This window comes from Zhongshania marina, from assembly GCF_002915595.1.
Classification (GTDB): domain Bacteria; phylum Pseudomonadota; class Gammaproteobacteria; order Pseudomonadales; family Spongiibacteraceae; genus Spongiibacter; species Spongiibacter marinus_B.
Map to the genome: position 1 here is coordinate 24,523 of NZ_PQGG01000029.1, position 20,381 is coordinate 44,903.

18 protein-coding genes are annotated in these 20,381 nt (G+C 49.8%); 7 read left to right on the plus strand and 11 right to left on the minus strand.

What is annotated here, in order from left to right:
• Nucleotides 1-8: 8 nt before the first annotated feature.
• From C0068_RS12365 to C0068_RS12375, 3 genes are all read right to left on the minus strand, one after another.
• A complete protein-coding gene (locus C0068_RS12365; protein ID WP_103684785.1) occupies nucleotides 9-1,130 on the minus strand; it encodes a DUF1214 domain-containing protein in 1,122 nt (373 codons plus the stop codon).
• 97 nt (nucleotides 1,131-1,227) lie between these two features.
• On the minus strand, nucleotides 1,228-1,929 hold the full coding sequence (gene trmH / locus C0068_RS12370) for a tRNA (guanosine(18)-2'-O)-methyltransferase TrmH (protein WP_103684843.1): 702 nt from the start codon (nucleotides 1,927-1,929) through the stop codon (nucleotides 1,228-1,230).
• A gap of 74 nt (nucleotides 1,930-2,003) precedes the next feature.
• Complete coding sequence (locus C0068_RS12375) at nucleotides 2,004-2,426, minus strand: hotdog fold thioesterase (RefSeq protein WP_103684786.1); 423 nt, start codon at nucleotides 2,424-2,426, stop codon at nucleotides 2,004-2,006.
• 155 nt (nucleotides 2,427-2,581) lie between these two features.
• Here C0068_RS12375 and C0068_RS12380 point away from each other — a divergent pair, with 155 nt between their 5' ends.
• On the plus strand, nucleotides 2,582-3,730 hold the full coding sequence (locus tag C0068_RS12380; RefSeq protein WP_103684787.1) for an acyl-CoA dehydrogenase family protein: 1,149 nt from the start codon (nucleotides 2,582-2,584) through the stop codon (nucleotides 3,728-3,730).
• A 64-nt stretch (nucleotides 3,731-3,794) separates the two neighbouring features.
• On the opposite strand, the gene C0068_RS12385 is transcribed toward C0068_RS12380, so the two are convergent.
• From C0068_RS12385 to C0068_RS12400, 4 genes are all read right to left on the minus strand, one after another.
• The gene (locus tag C0068_RS12385; RefSeq protein WP_103684788.1) at nucleotides 3,795-5,516 is read right to left on the minus strand and encodes a ShlB/FhaC/HecB family protein; all 1,722 of its coding nucleotides are present in this window, start codon (nucleotides 5,514-5,516) and stop codon (nucleotides 3,795-3,797) included.
• A gap of 34 nt (nucleotides 5,517-5,550) precedes the next feature.
• Nucleotides 5,551-6,525, minus strand: coding sequence for an OmpA family protein (locus C0068_RS12390; protein WP_103684789.1), 975 nt, complete (start codon nucleotides 6,523-6,525; stop codon nucleotides 5,551-5,553).
• A gap of 327 nt (nucleotides 6,526-6,852) precedes the next feature.
• Complete coding sequence (locus tag C0068_RS12395) at nucleotides 6,853-7,257, minus strand: nuclear transport factor 2 family protein (protein WP_103684790.1); 405 nt, start codon at nucleotides 7,255-7,257, stop codon at nucleotides 6,853-6,855.
• Between the two features lie 378 nt (nucleotides 7,258-7,635).
• The gene (locus tag C0068_RS12400; RefSeq protein ID WP_158249989.1) at nucleotides 7,636-9,786 is read right to left on the minus strand and encodes a TonB-dependent receptor; all 2,151 of its coding nucleotides are present in this window, start codon (nucleotides 9,784-9,786) and stop codon (nucleotides 7,636-7,638) included.
• Nucleotides 9,787-10,006: 220 nt separating this feature from the next.
• Between C0068_RS12400 and C0068_RS12405 the strand changes: the two genes are divergently transcribed.
• Complete coding sequence (locus C0068_RS12405) at nucleotides 10,007-11,020, plus strand: YheT family hydrolase (protein WP_103684792.1); 1,014 nt, start codon at nucleotides 10,007-10,009, stop codon at nucleotides 11,018-11,020.
• 123 nt (nucleotides 11,021-11,143) lie between these two features.
• Here the strand turns inward: C0068_RS12405 and C0068_RS12410 are convergent, their stop codons facing one another.
• The gene (locus C0068_RS12410) at nucleotides 11,144-12,016 is read right to left on the minus strand and encodes an HpcH/HpaI aldolase/citrate lyase family protein (RefSeq protein ID WP_103684793.1); all 873 of its coding nucleotides are present in this window, start codon (nucleotides 12,014-12,016) and stop codon (nucleotides 11,144-11,146) included.
• A 180-nt stretch (nucleotides 12,017-12,196) separates the two neighbouring features.
• Between C0068_RS12410 and C0068_RS12415 the strand changes: the two genes are divergently transcribed.
• From C0068_RS12415 to C0068_RS12435, 5 genes are read left to right on the plus strand one after another with little or no spacing between them, the layout of a single operon-like run.
• Nucleotides 12,197-13,462 carry an imelysin family protein gene (locus C0068_RS12415; RefSeq protein WP_103684794.1) on the plus strand — a complete coding sequence of 422 codons (1,266 nt, stop codon included), beginning with the start codon at nucleotides 12,197-12,199 and terminating at the stop codon, nucleotides 13,460-13,462.
• A 12-nt stretch (nucleotides 13,463-13,474) separates the two neighbouring features.
• Nucleotides 13,475-14,881 carry a di-heme oxidoreductase family protein gene (locus tag C0068_RS12420; protein WP_103684795.1) on the plus strand — a complete coding sequence of 469 codons (1,407 nt, stop codon included), beginning with the start codon at nucleotides 13,475-13,477 and terminating at the stop codon, nucleotides 14,879-14,881.
• 14 nt (nucleotides 14,882-14,895) lie between these two features.
• A complete protein-coding gene (locus C0068_RS12425) occupies nucleotides 14,896-16,041 on the plus strand; it encodes an imelysin family protein (RefSeq protein WP_158249990.1) in 1,146 nt (381 codons plus the stop codon).
• Nucleotides 16,042-16,060: 19 nt separating this feature from the next.
• Entirely contained in the window at nucleotides 16,061-17,170 is a 1,110-nt protein-coding gene (locus C0068_RS12430) for a DUF1513 domain-containing protein (protein ID WP_103684797.1), read from the plus strand.
• A gap of 26 nt (nucleotides 17,171-17,196) precedes the next feature.
• On the plus strand, nucleotides 17,197-18,585 hold the full coding sequence (locus C0068_RS12435) for a multicopper oxidase family protein (RefSeq protein ID WP_103684798.1): 1,389 nt from the start codon (nucleotides 17,197-17,199) through the stop codon (nucleotides 18,583-18,585).
• 322 nt (nucleotides 18,586-18,907) lie between these two features.
• Here the strand turns inward: C0068_RS12435 and C0068_RS12440 are convergent, their stop codons facing one another.
• The 3 genes from C0068_RS12440 to C0068_RS12450 form a co-directional block, all read right to left on the minus strand.
• Complete coding sequence (locus tag C0068_RS12440) at nucleotides 18,908-19,372, minus strand: GNAT family N-acetyltransferase (RefSeq protein ID WP_103684799.1); 465 nt, start codon at nucleotides 19,370-19,372, stop codon at nucleotides 18,908-18,910.
• Nucleotides 19,373-19,446: 74 nt separating this feature from the next.
• The gene (locus tag C0068_RS12445; protein ID WP_103684800.1) at nucleotides 19,447-19,746 is read right to left on the minus strand and encodes a HigA family addiction module antitoxin; all 300 of its coding nucleotides are present in this window, start codon (nucleotides 19,744-19,746) and stop codon (nucleotides 19,447-19,449) included.
• A complete protein-coding gene (locus tag C0068_RS12450) occupies nucleotides 19,746-20,024 on the minus strand; it encodes a type II toxin-antitoxin system RelE/ParE family toxin (protein WP_103684801.1) in 279 nt (92 codons plus the stop codon). Before C0068_RS12450 ends, C0068_RS12445 begins: the two co-directional genes overlap by 1 nt.
• Nucleotides 20,025-20,381 lie beyond the last annotated feature (357 nt).

The window sequence follows — 20,381 nt, forward strand, 5'->3', positions numbered from 1 at the left end:
CCAAATTATTATTGTGTTAATTCTTTTGCCAATTCCGTCAGCTTCACCACTTTGCAGCGCGGATGCACAATACGGTTTGCACCAATCCAACGGAATGCCATTGTCCCCTCGCGGTGACCAGTAGTATCGAGCCAATTTTTACATTTAGGATCGCTGCCAGATACCACAATACTTACGCCGCCATCAGCACGATACTTCGCCGTGTGTTTATTGACATGGATTTGCACATAGCGATATTCCAAAGACTCCATCCAATAATTATTAAGCTGAAAATTCCAATTATCGCATTCAGGAACATCATCAACTTCAATCAGTAAGGCTTCGTCATCAGCCAAATTAAAGTAGCTGTGATAATAAAAAATATTGGGATCGCCACCGAGTTTTTGGCAGTAAGCTTGATCAGCGGGAGGCAAGGTATTGGGGTGTTCTTTAAAGCCTTTTGCCCAGTCGGCAAACAAGCTTGCAGTACCTTTTACAAAGGCCGCTGTGCTGGCTAAATCGGTTTTTAATTTCTGGCCACTGAGCGGTGCTGGTTTAGCACTGCCGGTTTCTAAACGCGATATTTTTAAATCCGCAAAAATTTCTGTACTGCGGTCCAAATAGGTTTCCCGCACCAAGACCGCCACGGTATCGTCGGTGATCTTTAGCCAATTCCCCGCTTGTGGTGTTTGCGACAAAATAACATCGATGCTGCCATCCGGATTCACCTCCAAGCCACTATGAGTATCTATTGCACCTACCGAACGCATATTGCCGTCGGCCTCCTCATAGCCACCTGCAATCGCAATAAATCCTAAATAGGCAACAGTGCCACGACTGCCGCTGATGCGATAATCATGTTTGCCGTTTATTTCGGCGCGCAAATAGTGGTTGTCGGGATTGTCCGCACCAATTTTTGCAGTTTCATGGGATGGGCGATAAAAACTGGGAAAGTCGCGGTCACTGCACTCCATAAACATATCGAGGGCAATGCGCGTTAGGCGGGTGAGATAGCGCCAACCTTCGGCTCGGCTAAGCTCATCACGTGGCGCTTCTGGTCGAATAATTTGCTGTCCGGCCGCTTTAAGCTCGTCGCAAAAGGCCTCCCATGCGTCAATATCGACGATGGTGCTTGGCGTGTCTGCTGCCATTGTGTTCCTCCTATTATTATTGATCAGATTCTGACAGTAATAAGAAGATCCACACATCACCCAGACAGATGACACACCCACTCAGCGCGCTAAATAACTACCAAGTATATTGAGGAGCCGTACCAGCTCTTACAGCTTGCTGCCAAGCCAAGCCGTCTGCCAATTCACCCTCGTCATCAAGCGGCGGATAAGCCAAACCATGTTCGCGACAATATTCACCGAGCTTGGGCTGGGCCCACTCAAACAGGGTTTGCCTAAAGCTTTGTTCGTCAATTCGACGCTGGGAGTACATACCCGCCAAGTGCCGCTGACGCTCGGCCTCTGCCAAAATAATACCGGCAGCTACCGAAACATTAAACGACTGCACCATACCGCGCATAGGAATAGTAATGTGCATATCGGCAAGCTCACACCCCCGCGCACTCACCCCCTGCTTTTCTGCGCCCAGTAAAATAACAGTGGGACGAGTGTAATCAGCTTCACGAAAATCTACCGAATCGCTGGCCAAATGGGCCGCCAAAACTTGGTAACCCTGCGCCTTTAATGGCGTCAGCGCGGCACTGACATCAGCTTGGCGCCGCACCGACACCCAGCTGTGGGAACCCATCGCGGTGCCGCGAAAGGCCTTATAGTCTTTATCCGGCATTGAGCAGTACATTGTGCCAATACCCGCAGCATCTGCGGTCCGCACAATCGCCGATAAATTCCGGCCCTTGTGAACATTATCCGTCACAATCGTCAGATCTGGTTGTCGGTACTCAAGTACCTGACGCAGGCGTTGGAAGCGTGCTGCGGTCATGGCGGCGCTCTCTGAATAAAAAAGCCGCATAGTTTACTGCAGAGATGCGTCCAGACAAAACCTAGACTACAACCTTATACAGCGTCGATTACCGCCATGGTCAGACGCGACACGCACACGGTTTTATCTGCCTCATCGGCGATGCGTATTTCCCAAACCTGAGTGCGGCGCCCAACGTGAACAGCCCGCGCCACCCCCGTCACCAAACCTGAGCGAACAGAGCGAATATGATTGGCATTGATATCTAAACCTACGCAGGCCGTACCAATATCACAGGCCAAATTCGCTGCAAAGCTACCTAAGCTCTCAGCCAATACCACCGAGGCGCCGCCATGCAATATACCCATTGGCTGATGGGTACGCTTGTCTACCGGCATGGTGCCAACCACATAATCCGCACCAATTTCGGTAATCATCAAGCCCAATGTCTCGCCGATGGTGTTTTTCATCATGTCGTTTGCTTGGACTAAATCTAAAGCTTGTTTCCAAATTGTCATAGCGTAATTTCCCGCTGCTAGAGTGTGTGACATAGTGTTAAATAGGCTAGCGCAGAAGCTTACCTACCTCAGCGCAAAGATCCACTGGAAATAAAAGTTTACTCTGCTAACATGGTGCAGATAATAGCGACTAACACATCTGGAGGAAATCCCCCATGGCTGCGATCCCAAGAACCGTCTACGAAGAAGAACACGAGCTATTTCGTAGCTCAGTACGAAAATTCCTAGAAACCGAAGCGGCGCCCTATCACGCCCAGTGGGAAAAAGACGGTCAAGTCGATCGCCAACTGTGGCTCAAAGCAGGCGAGCAGGGTTTTCTCTCCCCCAGCGTTAAAGAAGAATACGGCGGCGTTGGCGTAGATTTTCGCTATAACGCGATCGTTGACGAAGAGTGCGGTCGCTCCGGGTTTACCGGTATAGGCTGGGGTTTGCATTCCGACATTGCCGTGCCCTATGTAGAACGCTACGGCAGCGAAGAACAAAAGCAAAAGTACTTGCCCAAGTGTGTTTCCGGCGAGATCGTCATGGCTATTGCAATGACCGAACCCGCCGCCGGCTCTGACCTACAAGGGATTAAAACAACCGCCGTCAAAGATGGCGACGACTACATCATCAACGGTTCCAAAACCTTCATCACCAACGGCCAACATGCCGACTTGGTCATTGTGGTGGCAAAAACCGATCCCGCTGCTGGTGCTAAGGGCATCAGTCTGTTTTTGATGGAAGCCGGCACGCCAGGCTTTAGCAAAGGCAAAAATCTCGAGAAAATTGGTTTAAAAGCGCAAGATACCTCGGAGCTGTTCTTCCAAGACGTTCGCTTATCAAAAGACCAATTACTGGGCGAAGAAGGCATGGGCTTCATCTACATGATGCAAGATCTCCCCCAAGAGCGTTTGAATGTGTCAATTATCGCCATCGCCAATGCGGAAGCGATTCTTGAGCAAACCATTGCCTATGTAAAAGAGCGCAACGCCTTTGGTAAGCCAATCGCTACCCTGCAAAACACCCAGTTCAAATTAGCTGAACTAGAAACCCAAGTCAGCGTGGCACGCGTATTTTTAGACCGCTGCCTAGAACTGCACATAGAACATAAATTTGATTCGGTCATGGCCGCAAAAGCCAAATTGATGACAACCGACCTACAGTGCAAAGTGATTGACGAATGCCTGCAATTACACGGCGGTTACGGCTATATGTGGGAATACCCAGTGGCGCGCGCCTTTGCAGACTCGCGGGTACAGCGTATCTATGCGGGAACCAATGAGGTAATGAAACTGATTATTGGCCGCGATTTACTCAAGTAACAGGCCAATTCTAAGGGACTGCCAGTGCGCAGTCCCAGCTTTCACTTTCAGCCGACGCAATTCATTAAAACGTTAACGATAACCGCCAAAAAAAGTCGACCTCAACCTGCTCTAAGACATCTTCATTGATATTGTTGTCGTAAACCGGTGTGGCAGCGAGCAGCTCGGTAACAAAATGCTTGCCGTATTCCGCTCTTAAACTAAACCCAGCATCCGCCAAACTACGTGTATCACCTGCCTCGCCGGCAGCATCTTCGTGCCAAGCTTGGCCATGTTCAAGGAAAACGGCTGGTTTAAACGTAAAACCAAACAGGGGAACACCATTACTCTCTAAGGCCATTTTTGAATAACTGCCGGAATCCCCAACTAACACGCCAGGCAAATAAGCATTTAAACCTGCCGCGCCACCGAGAAAAAACTGCTGTTGAAGCGGTAATTGTTTGTCATTCGAAAACTGCGCTATCACATCGGTTTTGAAGGTCGCCCAATCGCTAACAGCCATTTTTAAGCCAAAACGCGGCTTGAATAAGAAAAATTCAGCGCTTCTACGCCCCGTCGCGACCTCACCTTCTCGGGTATCGGTTCCCAGCGTACCGGAATCAGATTCCAAACCCGCCTCAACAAACCCCTGCGCCGTGACTTGGGTACCAACACCAAATAAACGCAATAATTTGTGATACTTTACACCCAGCTCAAGAGTCGTTTGGGGTTCATCAAGCGCCTTACCAAAGCCCTTAACTTCAATAACGCTATCTACTGTTTCCAAGCGCTCCGAAACAGTCAAGCGGTGAAACGAGTCGCTGCTAATGACCTGCTCCCCAGTAAGGGCGAGGCTGCTGGTTTCAGACAGCAAGTTCAAACGTATCGCTTGCATTGTCGGCTCTGCGGCGACCATTTCAGTGCCACCAAGATTTAAGCCTAATGCGCCGGTAAGCTCACAAACCAAAGGCACTGAACACAAAATATTACTATTTGTACCGCCCCCAGCATCACCACCCGTCGCAATCAAACCTTCTGCGTCGCGCGCGTATTCAATATAGCGAGCTTCTAAACCATAAAGACCAAAACTGCTTGGGTAGTTAAGACGAAAGCTATAACCGTCGTAGTAATCTCCGCCGTTTACTTCTCCCAATTCTGTAAGAGCGCGATCATAAGAGAAAGAGGCTTCTACGCCGGTACTGAAATCATGTTTAAGTGTGGCATTGGCAAAATAACGCCCTAAAAACCGATTGCCGAAATTATTAACACTAAAGCTTAAATCGGTAGCGTCGTGGTCTGCTTTTTCGGACTCACTAAGAACAATGGTAAACGCCGTAGGGTCTTCAGAAAGCTGGTAGGTAACTGCGTAATTTAAACCCGTGCGCTCACTTTTGAGGTTCGCCAAAACCCGCTTGGTTTCAAATTCAGAACGCTGTAAATCTTGATCGCCAATTAAACCCGAGAAATAGGGATACATGTTTTCTGGCGCTTTTACATCCGCTAAATGGCCGTTAATAACATGGGCGAATATCGTATTGTCGCGGTGGGCAAAGTACACCGTAACCAGCAAATGCCCAAGCTGGTAGTAGGCTTGATTTAAAGCATTAACTGCCTGGGCCGGCGTTTTAGCAAGCCCCATAATCAGATCAATCTGCTCTTGACTGAGATAGCGATTACCGGAGATACGCAGATTGTATTCGCCAATTTTTACGTCAACGATCGAGTCTGATTGCAAAGCGGCATACTGCTCAATGCGCTCTGCGCTCGACGCCTGCGGCGGAATTATGGGAGGTAGATCAATCGCCATATGTGCTCCAAAATTTCAAATCAGCCAGCCCCGCTCAAAGTGACGGACGCTCACCAAGTACGCGCAACTCCACCCGCCGATTGCGAGATCGGGCGTCACTTAGTGACTTACCTGACAAGCCATCAATTGACATCATGGGCTGTGTTTCGCCGTAACCCTTAGCCACTAATTGCTTTTCAGGCACCCCAGCCGCAACTAAATATTGTTTTACCGCCAAGGCCCGCTTTTCTGACAATACTTGGTTGTCTGCGGCAGCGCCCACATCGTCGGTATAGCCCGCCACTTCAATATAAACACTCGGCACCAACTTCAGCATTTGCGCCGCTTTTTGCAGCGTGGCAGCGGATGAGGCCACAAGGTCTGCAGTTCCCACCGCAAAGGTTACCCCCTGCAGGGCAAGCCCTTGAGTATTGTCAAAATGACAGCCCGACGGCAACACCATGGCACCGGCCGGAGAATTCAAGCATTGATCATGGCTATCGCAGACGCTGTCTCGATCCTCATCGATACAGCTTCCAGGTTTTCCATATAGGGTCGTTGCGAGAGGATCACTGGAAGATACCGGCTTCTTGTCTTTACTATTATCAAATTCTGCGCGGTTCTGCCCACCACCGGAACCAGGTAGTGAAAGCGTCAATACGGTGGGATTAATATCTCCCATCGCGGTATCCTGCAAAAATTCGAGCACAGCGCCCTGGGAATTATCGATCGTTGCCGTCAGACTAGAAAGATCGCCAAGTCCACCGCCACCTCCAGCAACAGGCGCACCAAGCAGCAATATGTCTTGGCCGCTAACGCTCACCCCGAGCAGGCTACTAGAGCCCAATACCTCCACCCCTAGTAATTCATTGCCGCCACTGAGTAAATTGATATCGGCCAACACATCGTTGACCGGCGCAGTAAGTGAGGCGCCTAAGAGCTCTATGTTTATTAATTGCGCGCGCAAGACCGGTGACACCACCAAGGCGATGACCGCAAGAGCAATACTTATTAAGCGCGCCAAAAACACCAAGCTAAATACTCATAAATTCACGTTATAACTAGTATAGACCGTAACAAATATAATTCGTTAGAGCCCTAAAAGCCGAATTCCCACAACCCCAATACAAACGCAGTTTGCAGCTAGCCTCATTACACCGCTATTACTCCCTATAGTAGCAGTGTGACAGGCGCGGGGCTTTAGCAAATAGCAAAAAGCCAGTCGTTTTAGACTGGCTTTTTGCTATTTTACACAAGTACTCATCTCAAACCGCCGAATTTCTTGGCACAATGCCCATTTAATAAGCCTTTTTGGCCCTCTCCGCCTGCCGCTTGAGCAAGCCATATTTACTGCTAATCACTGCAGCTGCCGCTGAACTGCATCAAAATCCCAATAGGCTTTTAAGGAGGTGATTTTGCCCGCCGCATTTGCGGAGTAAACCACCACCATATCGAGTGCCATCTTCACGTCTCCGGGCAGCGTATTGACCATTTTCACCACATTTGCACATTCATCACCCGCTGGGTGTGAGGAGACAATGGTGAAATCAATTTTCCCTGCGGCTATCACCATATCCCAAAAGCCAGCAATAGCAGCTTTGCCAATATGCCCCTTACCGGTGGGGTCCAAGGGCGACTCACCGACGGGATCTTGGACACAGGCATCCTCAGCAAACAAGTCTAACCAGGCCTCTTTATTACCCTGCTCCACATACTGTCCAGACAATTTACTGGCGGCTAAAGCTAACTGCGAATATCCCATATTCATACCTATTTACGTTAGGGCCTGTTAATACTAATTGGATTGTCACTGTTGTGGCTAAAAAAGCGTCAATCTCGGCGCGAGGAGAGCAGTTTGGTCATTCCAAATAAACGACGAGCAACACAGAGTGGCGCTTTTTTAGCCTCAACCCGCAGGGCTGGGGCCATTTTTGCCCCCAGCGTTGTTGCCAGCCACTTGTTTAGAATGACTAAACGGCGTGTCTGTTGCCTAGCTGGAGGCAAAAATGACCGCCAGCAGTAATAATCCAATTAGTATTAACAGGCCCTAGTACCAAACACATAAAAACGCCGGCGCAAGCACCGGCGTTGTAGTTTTTAAAACCCGCACTCGCGTTTAGCCAATGCGACTCGCTCGACCTTAAAATCGTAAAGTAAGATCTATACCGTAACTTTTCGGCTCGCCAAAATAGGCGCTTCGATATGTGCCCAAGCTAATCGAATGCACCTTATACTCTTCGCTATCTAGGTTTCTGCCCCATGCCGCCACTTCAAGATTAACGCCGCCCAAGTCAATTTCACTCAGTGCCAAGCGCGCATTCACAATGCCGTTATCATCCAAGAAGAAGCCCTCTAAATCGTCGTTAAACGCCGTTCCGTAACGCTCATCTCGCCAGCTATAATCAACCGAGGCTTGCAATACACCAATGCGTAATGATTTCTCGTAATCCAAACCAACCGTAAAAGACTGCTCAGGCGCATAGGGCATGACCGCCCCATCGGAAACGTCTTGGCCGAAGGTGGGCTGACTAGGGCGCTGATCTATGTATTCAACAAAATCGGCATCGGTATAACCGTAGGATGCCTGCAGGGTTAAGCCTTCTACCAGCACAGCCATCAGGTCAAATTCAAAGCCGTCTATCTCCGCCTCACCCACATTGAATACATCGGTTAGAAAGATAGTGGCGTTGTTGGTAATCTGCTGTAGCTGCATATCTTTGTATTCGGCGTGGAAGGCCGCGGCATTAAAGCTAATCCGGCGATCCAGCCAAGTCGATTTCAGCCCCAGCTCGTAGGACATAATATTTTCTTCATCAAACGGTGGCTGAAAACCGGCCTCGGTGCTGCGCACATTAAAACCGCCAGATTTATAAGCACTAACAATTTTTCCGTAAGTGCTTATGGAATCCGTCCACGCGTAATCAAGGGTAATACTCGGATTAAAGTTACTCCAACTTTCGCTTGCCGACTGCGGCCCACCAACAAAGGTAATACTACTTTTGTCAGCCGAACGGTCGTCAGCGGTATAACGACCGCCAAGAGTCAGGTCTAGACGATGATCCAGCGACTCTGGCGACCACGTTATTTGGCCATAAATTGCCTGCGCTTCACTCTCAGAGATAATCTGTCTATTTTCTAATGGGAAGCCACCAAAGGTGTCACTTTCCATCTCATTACCGGTTTCTCTAAAGTAATACAGCCCCGCTACATAATTAATGTCCGAGCCGTAATCGCCAACCAACTGGAACTCCTGAGAAATCTGCTCTTGGTCTACATCAACATTGACACGAAAACCCGGAGTACCGGCATCGTAGTCCTGCACTGTGACTTCGTTTAATTCGCGATAAGCGGTAATAGACTTCAGCACACCCAGCGAGGTTTCAGCGCTTATAATTAAACTGTGTCCGCTAATTTCGGTTTCGCTCGGCTCTACCCCGCCAAACCACTGACCACTGCCATTGCGACTACTATTTGCCGGCACCGCTGGATTAGGCGAGGTTCCCGAAATTGGCTGATAAAAATGTTGTGGACCATCTATCTCCGAAAAATCGTAGGCGTAATCCACCGACACCGCATCGTTTACATCCCAGCGCAGGGCAAAGCGGCCCGCCGTTTTATCTTCTTCACCAAAGTTTCTACCCGGGCCAGTATTCTTAACCCAGCCGTCGTGGGCTGAGCGCATAAAAGTCAGTTTTGCCGCCACATCGCCAATTTTGCCGGATTCGAGTTTAGTGAGGGATTTCCAATAACCGCGATTACCGCGACTCACCGTCTGGCTAATACCGGCCTCGTCAGAGGGCTTGGCGGTTATCAAATTGATCGCACCGCCGGTTGTATTGCGGCCGTAAAGTGTACCCTGTGGTCCGCGCAAGACTTCAATGCGCTCAAGGTCGGCTACGTCGCTAGTAAGACCAATACTGCGCGCCATATAGATTCCGTCAATATACACACCCACCGCAGGGTCCTGTGTCGATTGACTGTCGTTATTCCCAACCCCACGCATAAATACAATGAGAGAACTGCGGCTAATCGGGAACGGAGTAATCTCTACGTTTGGCGCCAAGCCACTGATATCACCTAAATCCGTCACCCCAAACCGCGCCAATTTTTCTGCAGAAAATGCCAAAATGGAAATAGGTGTTTCTTGCAAAGATTCTTCACGCTTTTCAGCCGTGACCAGCACTTCCTCAAGACTCAGCGCCTTGCCCTCTACACCCTGCGCATACGTGATAGATGCTGAACATGAGGCCGCAATGGCCAGCGCCAAGGCGGTTTTTCCTAAATTGGTCATTTTTATCTCCCGTGTCATACTGACGCGATTATTGTTATTTTGGGCCTATGACAGGCCTTATATTTGTACAGCGAATCTACGATTTGAAGTTCGAAAACGCTCAGTAGATAATCGCAGCGAAGCGGGCCTAGGGAACATCACCCATACGACGTAGGTCATAAGCCAGTAAACAAAGGCTATAAGTAGAGCCTCATTCTACGTACAGGACATCACTACCCACATGAGTGACTTTGCCCCCACTGGGCTTTTACAAAACCCCCACGCGCAATCCATTCTCGCCTCTACCGGCCTGCGACGCCTGCGCATTTACCCTAAAGCTCGGGCGATGATCAATGCCAGCAAAACCGTCATCCTCGACTGCGGCGACGGCCACCAACTGCTCGGTGAATACGCCGCTCAAAGCAAACGCAGCAAGGGACTAGTCACCTTAATTCACGGCTGGGAAGGCAGCTCTCAATCTAGTTATATGCTGTCTGCGGGGGGAACACTTTTCCACGCCGGTTACGATGTATTTCGCCTGAACCTTCGCGACCACGGCCCCAGCCACCACTTAAACCGCGAACTCTTTAACTCCGCGCGACTCGACGAAGTCGTCGGCGCCATAAAAACCATCCACCAAACCTATCCACATGAATGGCAGTTTCTTGCGGGCTTTTCCCTAGGCGGCAATTTCGCCCTGCGGGTTGCAGCCAAGGCTGACGAGGCCGGCTTGTCGATACGCAAAACCGTGGGCATATGCCCCGTAGTCGATCCGGCAAAAACAATGATGGCACTAGAAAGTGGCTGGTGGGTTTACGAAAAATACTTTGTGCGGAAATGGCAAAAATCATTGCAGAAAAAAATCCGCCTGTATCCTGAATTAGGCTACAAAGACAATCTACTCAAACTCAAAACGCTGCGGGAAATGAACAGCTACTTCATTCCAAACCACACCCCGTTTACAAGCATTGAGGACTATTTTAAGGCTTACAATATCGCGGGCGCGGCCTTAGAAACCCTAAGCTCCCCCACCCACATCATTGCAACGCAAGATGACCCGATTATTCTTGCTGAAGATTTCTCGCGGCTGGCCACAAATGAACACCTGCACATTGAAACCAAACAATACGGCGGCCACTGCGGCTTTGTGAAAAACTATCAGCTAGAAAGTTGGTTAGACGAGCGCCTTGCAGAGCTTATCAATCTAAACCGCTACCCCAGCGGTGACCCAGCAAAAGGTGCGCATTCGCAATAAGTGGAGGCGCTCGCCAATTCACCGATAAGGCACCCGCTTTTAACGCAACCAGGAACGCTAACGCCGCACCCCTACATTGCGAAGTGCTTCCCGCTACTTTCAGACTTCTTACACCAAGGGCGGCTACCCAGCATCTTTAGCAGCGATTTGCTGTGCAATAGCCAATAGTCTTACTGCTTCTTCTACGTGCAGCGCTTCTACTAAACGGCCATCGACCAACACCACGCCCTTCCCTTCGGCCTCGGCTTCCTGCCATGCCGCTTGAATTTTCTCGGCGCGGGCCAAGGCTTCGCTAGAGGGTGAAAAAGCGGTATTGGTTGCTGCAATTTGCTTGGGATGGATAAGGGTTTTGCCGTCAAAACCGAGTTCAACGCCCTGCTCACAGGCCAACAATAAGCCCGCCTCGTCATCTAAATCTAAATGGACACCGTCAAACACATCTATACCGTGGGCCCGTGCCGCCAATACACACATACCCAGCGAGGTCAGCATACCCAAACGCTGCGGCGTATGCGGTACTCGCAGATCCTTGGCCAAATCTGATGTACCCAACACAATGCCATCCATTCGCGGATGCGCACCGGCAATCTCATTCACGGCTAAAATACCGCGCGGTGTTTCCGCCATTGCCCAAAGTTTTAAATCGGCACTTGCACCGGCCTGCTGTAACACCTGCACAACCGCATGAATTTCCGCTGCCGACTCCACCTTTGGCAAACACAGTGCTGATATTGGCGCATTGGCAAAGGCCTCGATATCTTTTCGACCCCATTCGGTATCAAAGCCATTTACCCGCACCACTAATTCGCGGCGTCCATAGCCACCGGCATTCACTGCCGCCAACACCTGCTCACGGGCAAGTTGCTTTTGGGCTGGGGATACGGCGTCTTCCAAATCAAGAATCAGCACGTCGGCGTCTAAACTCCGCGCTTTTTCCAAAGCACGGGCATTGGAACCAGGCATATACAGTACTGAGCGGCGAGGATTTGCGGCCATCTATGGCTTCTCCTAGATAAAAGCGAAAGTCTAACACAGCGGGTCGTGGCGAGTGGGGCCCACTGGAACATCTTATATTGCGTTTTTCGCCCGCGATTAATTGCGAATCATTATCAATAACGGGTAGAATACCGACCCCGGCTTTATGCCCGCAACGCTATCGATCTGCGGAGATTTTTCATGTCAGTTCTGTCACGTCAGTTCCTACTCGCTTTGAGCCTGCTCGCTTTGGCATTTACTAGTTTTGCCGCACCGCAAACGTCTAGTAGCAGCGACAAACACGCAGTAGCCGTTCACTATACCGACATGGCTCACGCTATTTTCAGTGACGCAGAAAAAAGCGCACTCGCCTTGCAGGCAAAGATAAATGATTTTTTAAATGCTCCAAGTGCAGAAGGACTCATCGCGGCACAAGAAGCATGGAAAACTGCACGCAAAGCCTACCAGCAAAGTGAAGTTTTCCGCTTTGGTAATTCCATTGTGGACGACTGGGAAGGACAGCTTAACAACTGGCCCCTAGACGAAGGTTTGATCGACTACGTCTCCGACGATTACTTCTTCGCCCTCGGTAATATTGGCGGCGATATTAATATTATTGCCAATCCCAGTATCAACCTCGGCACCGAAGTGGTCGACACCAGTACGATTAACGCCGAACTACTTCGCAGCTTACACGAGCTTGGTGGCTCCGCCGCCAACGTCACTACCGGCTACCACGCCATTGAATTTTTGCTATGGGGACAAGACCTAAACGGCCAGCAGCTTGGCGCAGGCGAACGCCCCTACACAGATTATTTAACAAACGATAAATGCACCCATGAAAACTGCGATCGACGGGCCGACTATCTGCGCGCCGCCACCGAGGTCTTAGTCCAAGACCTGCAATATATGACGAAGCAGTGGGCGCCTAACGTCGACAACAACTACCGTGCCGAACTACTCGCATTAAACGACGATGTCATTTTAGCCCGCATGTTCTACGGCATTGGTTCTCTTTCATTGGGGGAACTCGGCGGCGAGCGCATCAAGGTCGCGCTTGAAGCGAATTCAACAGAAGACGAACACGACTGCTTTAGCGACAACACCCACTGGTCTCATTACTACAATGGCCTCGGTATCCAAAATATTTACTTAGGCAAATATCGCCGCCTTGACGGTAGCGTGCTCTCCGGCCCATCGCTTAGCGCCCTCGTCGCCAAAGCCAATGCCGACACAGACAAACAAACCCGTCAGTCACTAGACAAAACCATGACTGCGCTAACGGTATTAACCAAAACCGCTGAAGCAAAAGACAAGCCCATGAAATTCGACATGATGATTGCCGAAGGCAATAAGCGTGGCGAAGCGATTCTGAGTAACATCTTGAGTGCACTGGTTGTGCAAACCCGCAGTATTGAACAGGCCGCCGCCGCGCTCAATATCGACCCAACCGCAACTGGCCTATAAACCTTGTATTTAGTGGGCACTCAGCATGGCAAACCTCTGCGTTTGCTGAGCCCACTACTCGCCGCGCTGATGGTGTTGCTCAGCGCGTGTGAAGCTAAACCAATCGACAGCGCCAGCCTTCATAAGGCAAGTGATTCACCGCCGCTAATTCTTAGCAATCAATCCGGCGGCGCGTTCACTATTTCAAATCGCAACCAAGGGAGCTTGCAAGCGCCCCAGCCAAAACTTAGCGGCGAACAGCAATTAGCCTGGGCGGTAGGAAAAAGCTTTGCCACACAGGCTTGGGTAACGTCGCCTTCCAGCACCACCGCCCGAGACGGCCTCGGCCCCTTGTTCAATGCGAATAGCTGCACGGGCTGCCATGTTCGCAACCGGCAAGGTGAACTACCTGAAAAAGGCCTCGGCACCATATTGCGGTTCCCAGCCCCCTCCCCACTTTATGGCGAGCAACTGCAAGACATGGCCGTTCCAGGTTTTAGACCCGAGGGACAAATTACGTGGCAGACAATTAACAGCAGCCACACAGATGCACAGGGAAACGAATACCAACTGCAGCGCCGCCAATTTAGCGTCGACAATACCGCCGTCTCGACCTCGGCAAGGCTGGCGCCCGCCTTGATCGGCATGGGCTTGCTAGACAATATCAGTGACGAAGACATTCTTGCGAACAGTGACCCCGACGATAAAAATCGCGACGGCATCTCTGGTCGCGCCAATATCCGCAGCTCGACGCAAGACGGCACAATGCGCATTGGCCGCTTTGGCTGGAAGGCGAGTCAGAGCAGCTTGCACGAACAAATTGCCCTCGCCTTTCATCAAGACATGGGCATAAGCTCCAGCCTTCACTTGCCAGAAAACTGCATTGGCGACAATTGCCAAGCTTATTCCACGGCAAATACTGATTTAGAAATTAGCGACAAATTACTTAACGCAGTAACAGATTATATTGCCAATTTAGCCGTGCCTGCCGCAGCACACGATGCACAAAGCCAGCAGGGATTTAAGATTTTTGAACAACTCGCTTGCGCGGCTTGCCATACCCCAAGGTTTCAAACAAGGCTGCCGTCTATTCAATTAGTTAGCACTGACAGCGCAAAAAAATCGAATACGGCAACACGGCATACCGAAACCATTTTCCCCTTTAGCGATCTACTTTTACACGATATGGGTGCGGCCTTGGCAGACCAAAACCCGACAGATGAAACCCCCGCCAATGAATGGCGTACCGCGCCACTTTGGGGGCTTGGCATTCGCGCTAGAAATCCCGACAATACTCGGCTACTTCACGACGGTCGGGCACGGTCGATCACCGAAGCAATCCTTTGGCACGGTGGCGAAGCCGAACACAGCAAAATCCGCTTTACTCAACTTTCACATCAAGAGCGCACTACGCTCCTATATTTTTTAAAGGCACTTTAATGATTTCTGCAGTGATGAATTTAATCCGCCGCGGTCACACTAGCCGCACATTAATAATGGTCTGCAGCTTCGCGGCTATCACCGCATGCAGCCCACCGCCACCCAGTGCCAAACTACTTAAAGAAACCGGCGAGCTAAGTTTTATCAGCAACTATCAAGACTTCAGCGTGAGTAGCCAACAACTCGCAGACGCCAGTGCAGACTTTTGCCAAACACCAGATCAAGCGGCGAAATTTGATACCCTGCGCACCAAATGGAAACAGGCCACCATTGATTGGGCCGCCATTCAAAACATTCAGTTTGGCCCGCTAATGGTCGACAACCAAGCGTGGAAAATTCAATTCTGGCCAGACAAGAAAAACCTCATTGCCCGCAAAGTCGAAACCTTACTTAAAGACGGCAAGCCCATCACCTTGCAACGTGTAGACGAGGCCAGCGTCGTAGTACAGGGATTGTCGTCGCTGGAGTACCAATTATTTGACAGCAAAGCGGGATCTCAACAGCGCTACACCGGCGAAGCGGGCGTACGTCGCTGCGAGTTATTAACTGCCGTTAGCACTCATTTGCAAAACGTCGCTGAGGGTTTGTATAACAGCTGGCGTAAAGATGGCGGCAACTATCTTGCAACATTTAGCGAGACCGGCGAAAACAACCCCGAGTTTTCAGACGATAATCTCGCCATCGGCTATCTACTAGACACGCTTGTCTCCGGTATTGAATTAATCAAACGGGACAAATTAGAACGGCCCCTCGCAATAAGCAGTAGCGCAAATAACGAGGCCCAAGGCAGCGCGCCACAAACGCAGGTATACCAACTTGAATGGTGGCGTAGCCAATATTCTAAAGAGGCGATCATCGCAAACTTGAGTGCCCTCGAAGATATATTTAATGCCAATACAGGCTACGGTCTGGACGATTATTTGCGGGAAGACAAACAGCAAGACGCCCTCAGTGACAAAATTAATGAGGGATTTAAACGCTGCATCGTGGCGGCATCGGCCATTGATGGCAGCTTGTTTGATATTGCAAACAAGCCCGAGCATCGCCAAGTAATTCTCGATTTTCACCGCGAACTCAGCCAGCTACTCGCCCTATTAAGAAATGATTTACCCACTGCGCTAGGTGTCAGCTTAGGCTTTAATTCCAAAGACGGCGACTAGCAGCAACGGCGGTATTGGTATGCAAAGACGTCAATTTTTAATAAGCTCCGGCGCCCTGCTCTGCGCGCCGAGTTCTCTATTTGCAAGCTCCCCAGCGAATGAGCAAGCAAGTGCCGAGTTTAGCCCCGTGCTGTCTGCGGCCACCGAACCAAGCGGCAACCGTATTGGTGTTTGGCAAGATTCCGGATGGCAATATTCCCAGCCGATTCCCCATCGCGGCCACGACAGCCTCTATCATCGCCGGCGGAAAGAATTACTCTTTTTCTCCCGACGCCCCGGTCGCGAACTCTATATTGTCAGCACCGAAACCGGCGAAATACTACAAACAATAATCAGTGAAAACGGCTACCACTATTACGGTCACGGCTGCCTAAGCGCAGACGGCCGCTATCTTTATACCACGGAAAATCATGCTGATAATGATGGCGCGGGCTGCATTGGAATCTACGACTGCGAAGACAATTACCGCTGCCTTGGACATATGGATTGCGAGGGAATCGGCCCCCACGAACTGGCCTTAATGCCCGACGGCAAAACTCTGGCCATCGCCATCGGCGGTATAAAAACGCTGCCAGCCAGCGGACGTAAAACATTAAATCCCGACACCTTGGCGCCGGGCCTGCACTACCTCGACTTAGAATCGCAGCGGATTGTAGAAAAAGTAGCTGCGCCCCACTTCCAACTCAGCCTGCGCCATTTAGACGTGGGTAGCGACGGCAGTGTTTTGATTGGCGCCCAGTTTCAAGGCCGCCTACCTTCCGAACAAGCGCTGGTCTATTTCCACCGCCGCGGCGAAACATTAAAGGCAATGAACACCGATGAACTGCCTTTGCGCTTTAAACACGACTATATTGCCAGCGTCTGTATTGATGACCACAGTAAATGGGCGGTAACAAGCTGCCCCCGCGACAATTTAGTCTGCCTATGGAATATGCAAAACCAATCACTGTCACAGGTATGGTCGCTCCGTGACTGCGCCGGCGCCATTTATGATGCCGCCTATCAGCAGTTCATTTTAAGTAATGGCGACGGTCAACTGCTTGCGCTAAAACCCGGCAGTAGCAAATTAAAGCTACTTGCCTATAGTGCCGGCACCCAATGGGACAACCATCTTAGCCTGCTCGTTTAAGCCCCGACAAGATAGCTGGAGAATATATGAAACGCAGAACACTGTTAAAAACGGGTGCCGCAGGTTTTGCCGGCGCCTGCTTTCCCACCCTGAGCTTGGCGATGGGCTCGGCAGACAAAGTAAGCAAGGCAGAGTACGACTACATTCTTACCGCAGAACCGGCAAAAGCGCGTATCGCCAAGGGCGGCGACAGCGACATTCTCGGTTTTAACGGCCAGTTTCCGGCACCGGTTATTCGCGCCAAACAGGGCAAACTACTGCGTGTTTTATTCATTAATAAATTGGATGAAGCCACCACCGTTCACTGGCATGGCATCCGTATCGAAAACAGCATGGACGGCGTACCCCACCTAACTCAGCCGCCTGTAGAAGCGGGCGAAAGCTTCCTCTATGAATTTACCTGCCCCGACGCGGGGACCTTCTGGTATCACCCCCACATGAATAGCGTGGAGCAACTCGGCAAAGGGCTGGTCGGCGCACTGATTGTTGAAGAAGAAACACCGCAGGACTATCACGACGTTGTAATCGGTTTAAAAGATTGGCGGCTAAAAAATGATGGCAGCTATCTACCCCTATCCATTCCCCGCGAAGCCTTTCGCGATGGAACCCTCGGCACCATCGCCACCGTCAACGGCCTACAAAAGCCCACCATAGAAGTACCCGCTGGCGAGCGCCTGCGTCTGCGTTTTTTAAATATGGACAACACTCGGGTATTTAACCTGAGCATGCGAGATAGCGCTGCCCAAATTATTGCCATAGACGGCAGCCCGATTGATAAACCTGTACCACTGGATGTTCACCCCACTGGGGCAGGTATGCGTCTTGATGTAGGCTTTATATGCCCAAGCGAAATCGCAAAAGAAATTCCGATTTACGATATGAAGGGACGCTTTGGCGTTGAAATTTGCCGACTAAAAACCGTCGCGCCGGCGAAAAAAATCAGTAAAAAGCCCGGCATTCCCGCCCTGCCAATCAACCCTATCCCCGCCCCTCAATTAGCCTCGGCGGAATCGCTAAGCTTTGTTTTTGAGTGGGCCGGTGCATTGTCACCCAGCGATGCCCAAGGCCAAGTCGACCACAACTTCTGGTTGATAAACCGCCGCGCATGGAGCGACCACAGCCACCAACATTTACCTGAACCACTGGCGGTCTTAAGCCTTGGCAAGACGTATATTTTCGAACTCCACAACGCCACACCGCATCACCACCCCATCCACCTGCACGGGCTGATCTTCACCGTATTGGAGTCAGACAAAAAGACCATTACTCCCTTCCACACCGACACAATTTTGCTGGAAAAAAATGAGCGCGCAAAAATTGCCTTCGTCGCCGACAACCCTGGCAAGTGGATGTTTCACTGCCACGTCATCGAACATATGAAAACCGGCCTAATGGGCTATATCACCATCGCCTAAATCTTCATGGCACGGCGCCGGTATTGGCGCCTATTTTTGCTAGAAATTTGCTGCTGCAAGCTGTCATCTAAAACACAGCTGCTATACCAGTTTATGCTACAAAGCCGCTTTTACCGCAGCTCAACTTAATTCGCTTTTGGTAAAAACCGCACGCTCAGAAATCGAAAATCAGGCAAAAATAGCTAGGTTTCGCTACAGCCTCAAACGCCCAGCTCAGCGTCTTGACGAAAGAGGCACTTCTTTACCTTCTGAAATATCAGGTATCCACCAAAGTGGGAACTACACAATTCGCTGGAGCGGCTTGTAGAAGTTTTTGCGCGCACTAATTACCTACTGGAACATGGTAGCTTGTAAAACACCGACCTAATTGCTCAGTTTTATGAACTTTAGTGGATATTCTATTTAGCGCCTTGTACTCAGGCCTACTTTCGAGCAAATGAAATAGTATTTCTTTATGCCCCATCTCGTTAGCCCAGCACATGAGAACTTTGAAAATGGGTATGCCAAAACCCCAGAATTTTTGTGATATAACAATAGCTAATTCAAAGCCATTATCATCTGGCTGAATGCCACACCAACCGGCCAATACCCCACCTATATAAACTGCTCGAATACGACAGCCCTGTACCGCATCCATTTTAATTTTGTCTTCCATCCACGCTTGAAGGCTGGCGACATCAAAATATGGATGATCGATTAAATGTGTTCTCAGAGAATCCTCATTGACGACGCCTAGAAAGTCTTCTGGATTCACTTGATTAAAACACAAAAATTCTATTTCACTCATATCTCAATATCGAACGTCCGCATTAACGGTTGGTTTGGAACACAGCGGAATACCAGTCCGACAACATGCGCTTGTTAAGCTTGCGATACAAATTCGTAAGGACGAACGTGCAACATGGACTGGTGTTGACGAACTACCCAAAGGTCGTAGGCACTTTGCAGCCTAAGCCAGTGATCAGCGGATGGCTTTTTAAAAGCCAACTCTAGTCGTAAGGCCATCTCGGGAGTAATAGAGCCGCGTCCATTTAAAACTTTGGATAGTGTTTTACGGCTTATATTTAGGTGCTCAGAGACATCAGTAATTGTTACACCAGTTGGCTCAATTACTAATTCTTTAAGAATTTCACCCGGATGAGCCGGATTATGCATACTCATTAGTGATAATCCTCATAATTAACAATTTCGGCATCTTTGCCGGTAAAGCGAAAAGTAACCCTCCAGTTTCCACTGACTGATACAGACCAAATACCTTTCCGGTTTCCTTTCAGCTCGTGCAAACCAAGACCTGGCAAATCCATATCATCTGGGCTTTCCGCTTGATCAAGGTTGGTAAGAATTAGCTTCAAACGTTTGGCGTGCTTTGCCTGAATTCCCGATGCTTTACCGGAACGGTAGAACCGTTCAAGCCCTTTGTGTATGAAGCTAATAATCATGCAGGTATTGTAACCTTTGTGGTTACAGAATCAAATATTGATTTTGAAGCTTATCAATTTAATCAAACTACTCAGGCCACACATCACTTTAGCCCCCTTATCACGGAACGGGTTTTTACCTTGATTAGAAATTTCTAGGGAGTTCAATGAGGTAGCGATCTCGTTATTGACGAGCGCTGATCAAACGAAGACTAATTCCCTTTATTTCTGCCAAGCATTCCTTTCTCTTGATCATATCGCGCTACTTTGAAATTACAACGAGTTAAGTGTTTTGCCAATGTGTTAATGGGAGCTACTCTCGGTCACTTGTCTTGACGACGCAGAAACAGTGACTGAGCAATTATGGCGCTTCAGCCA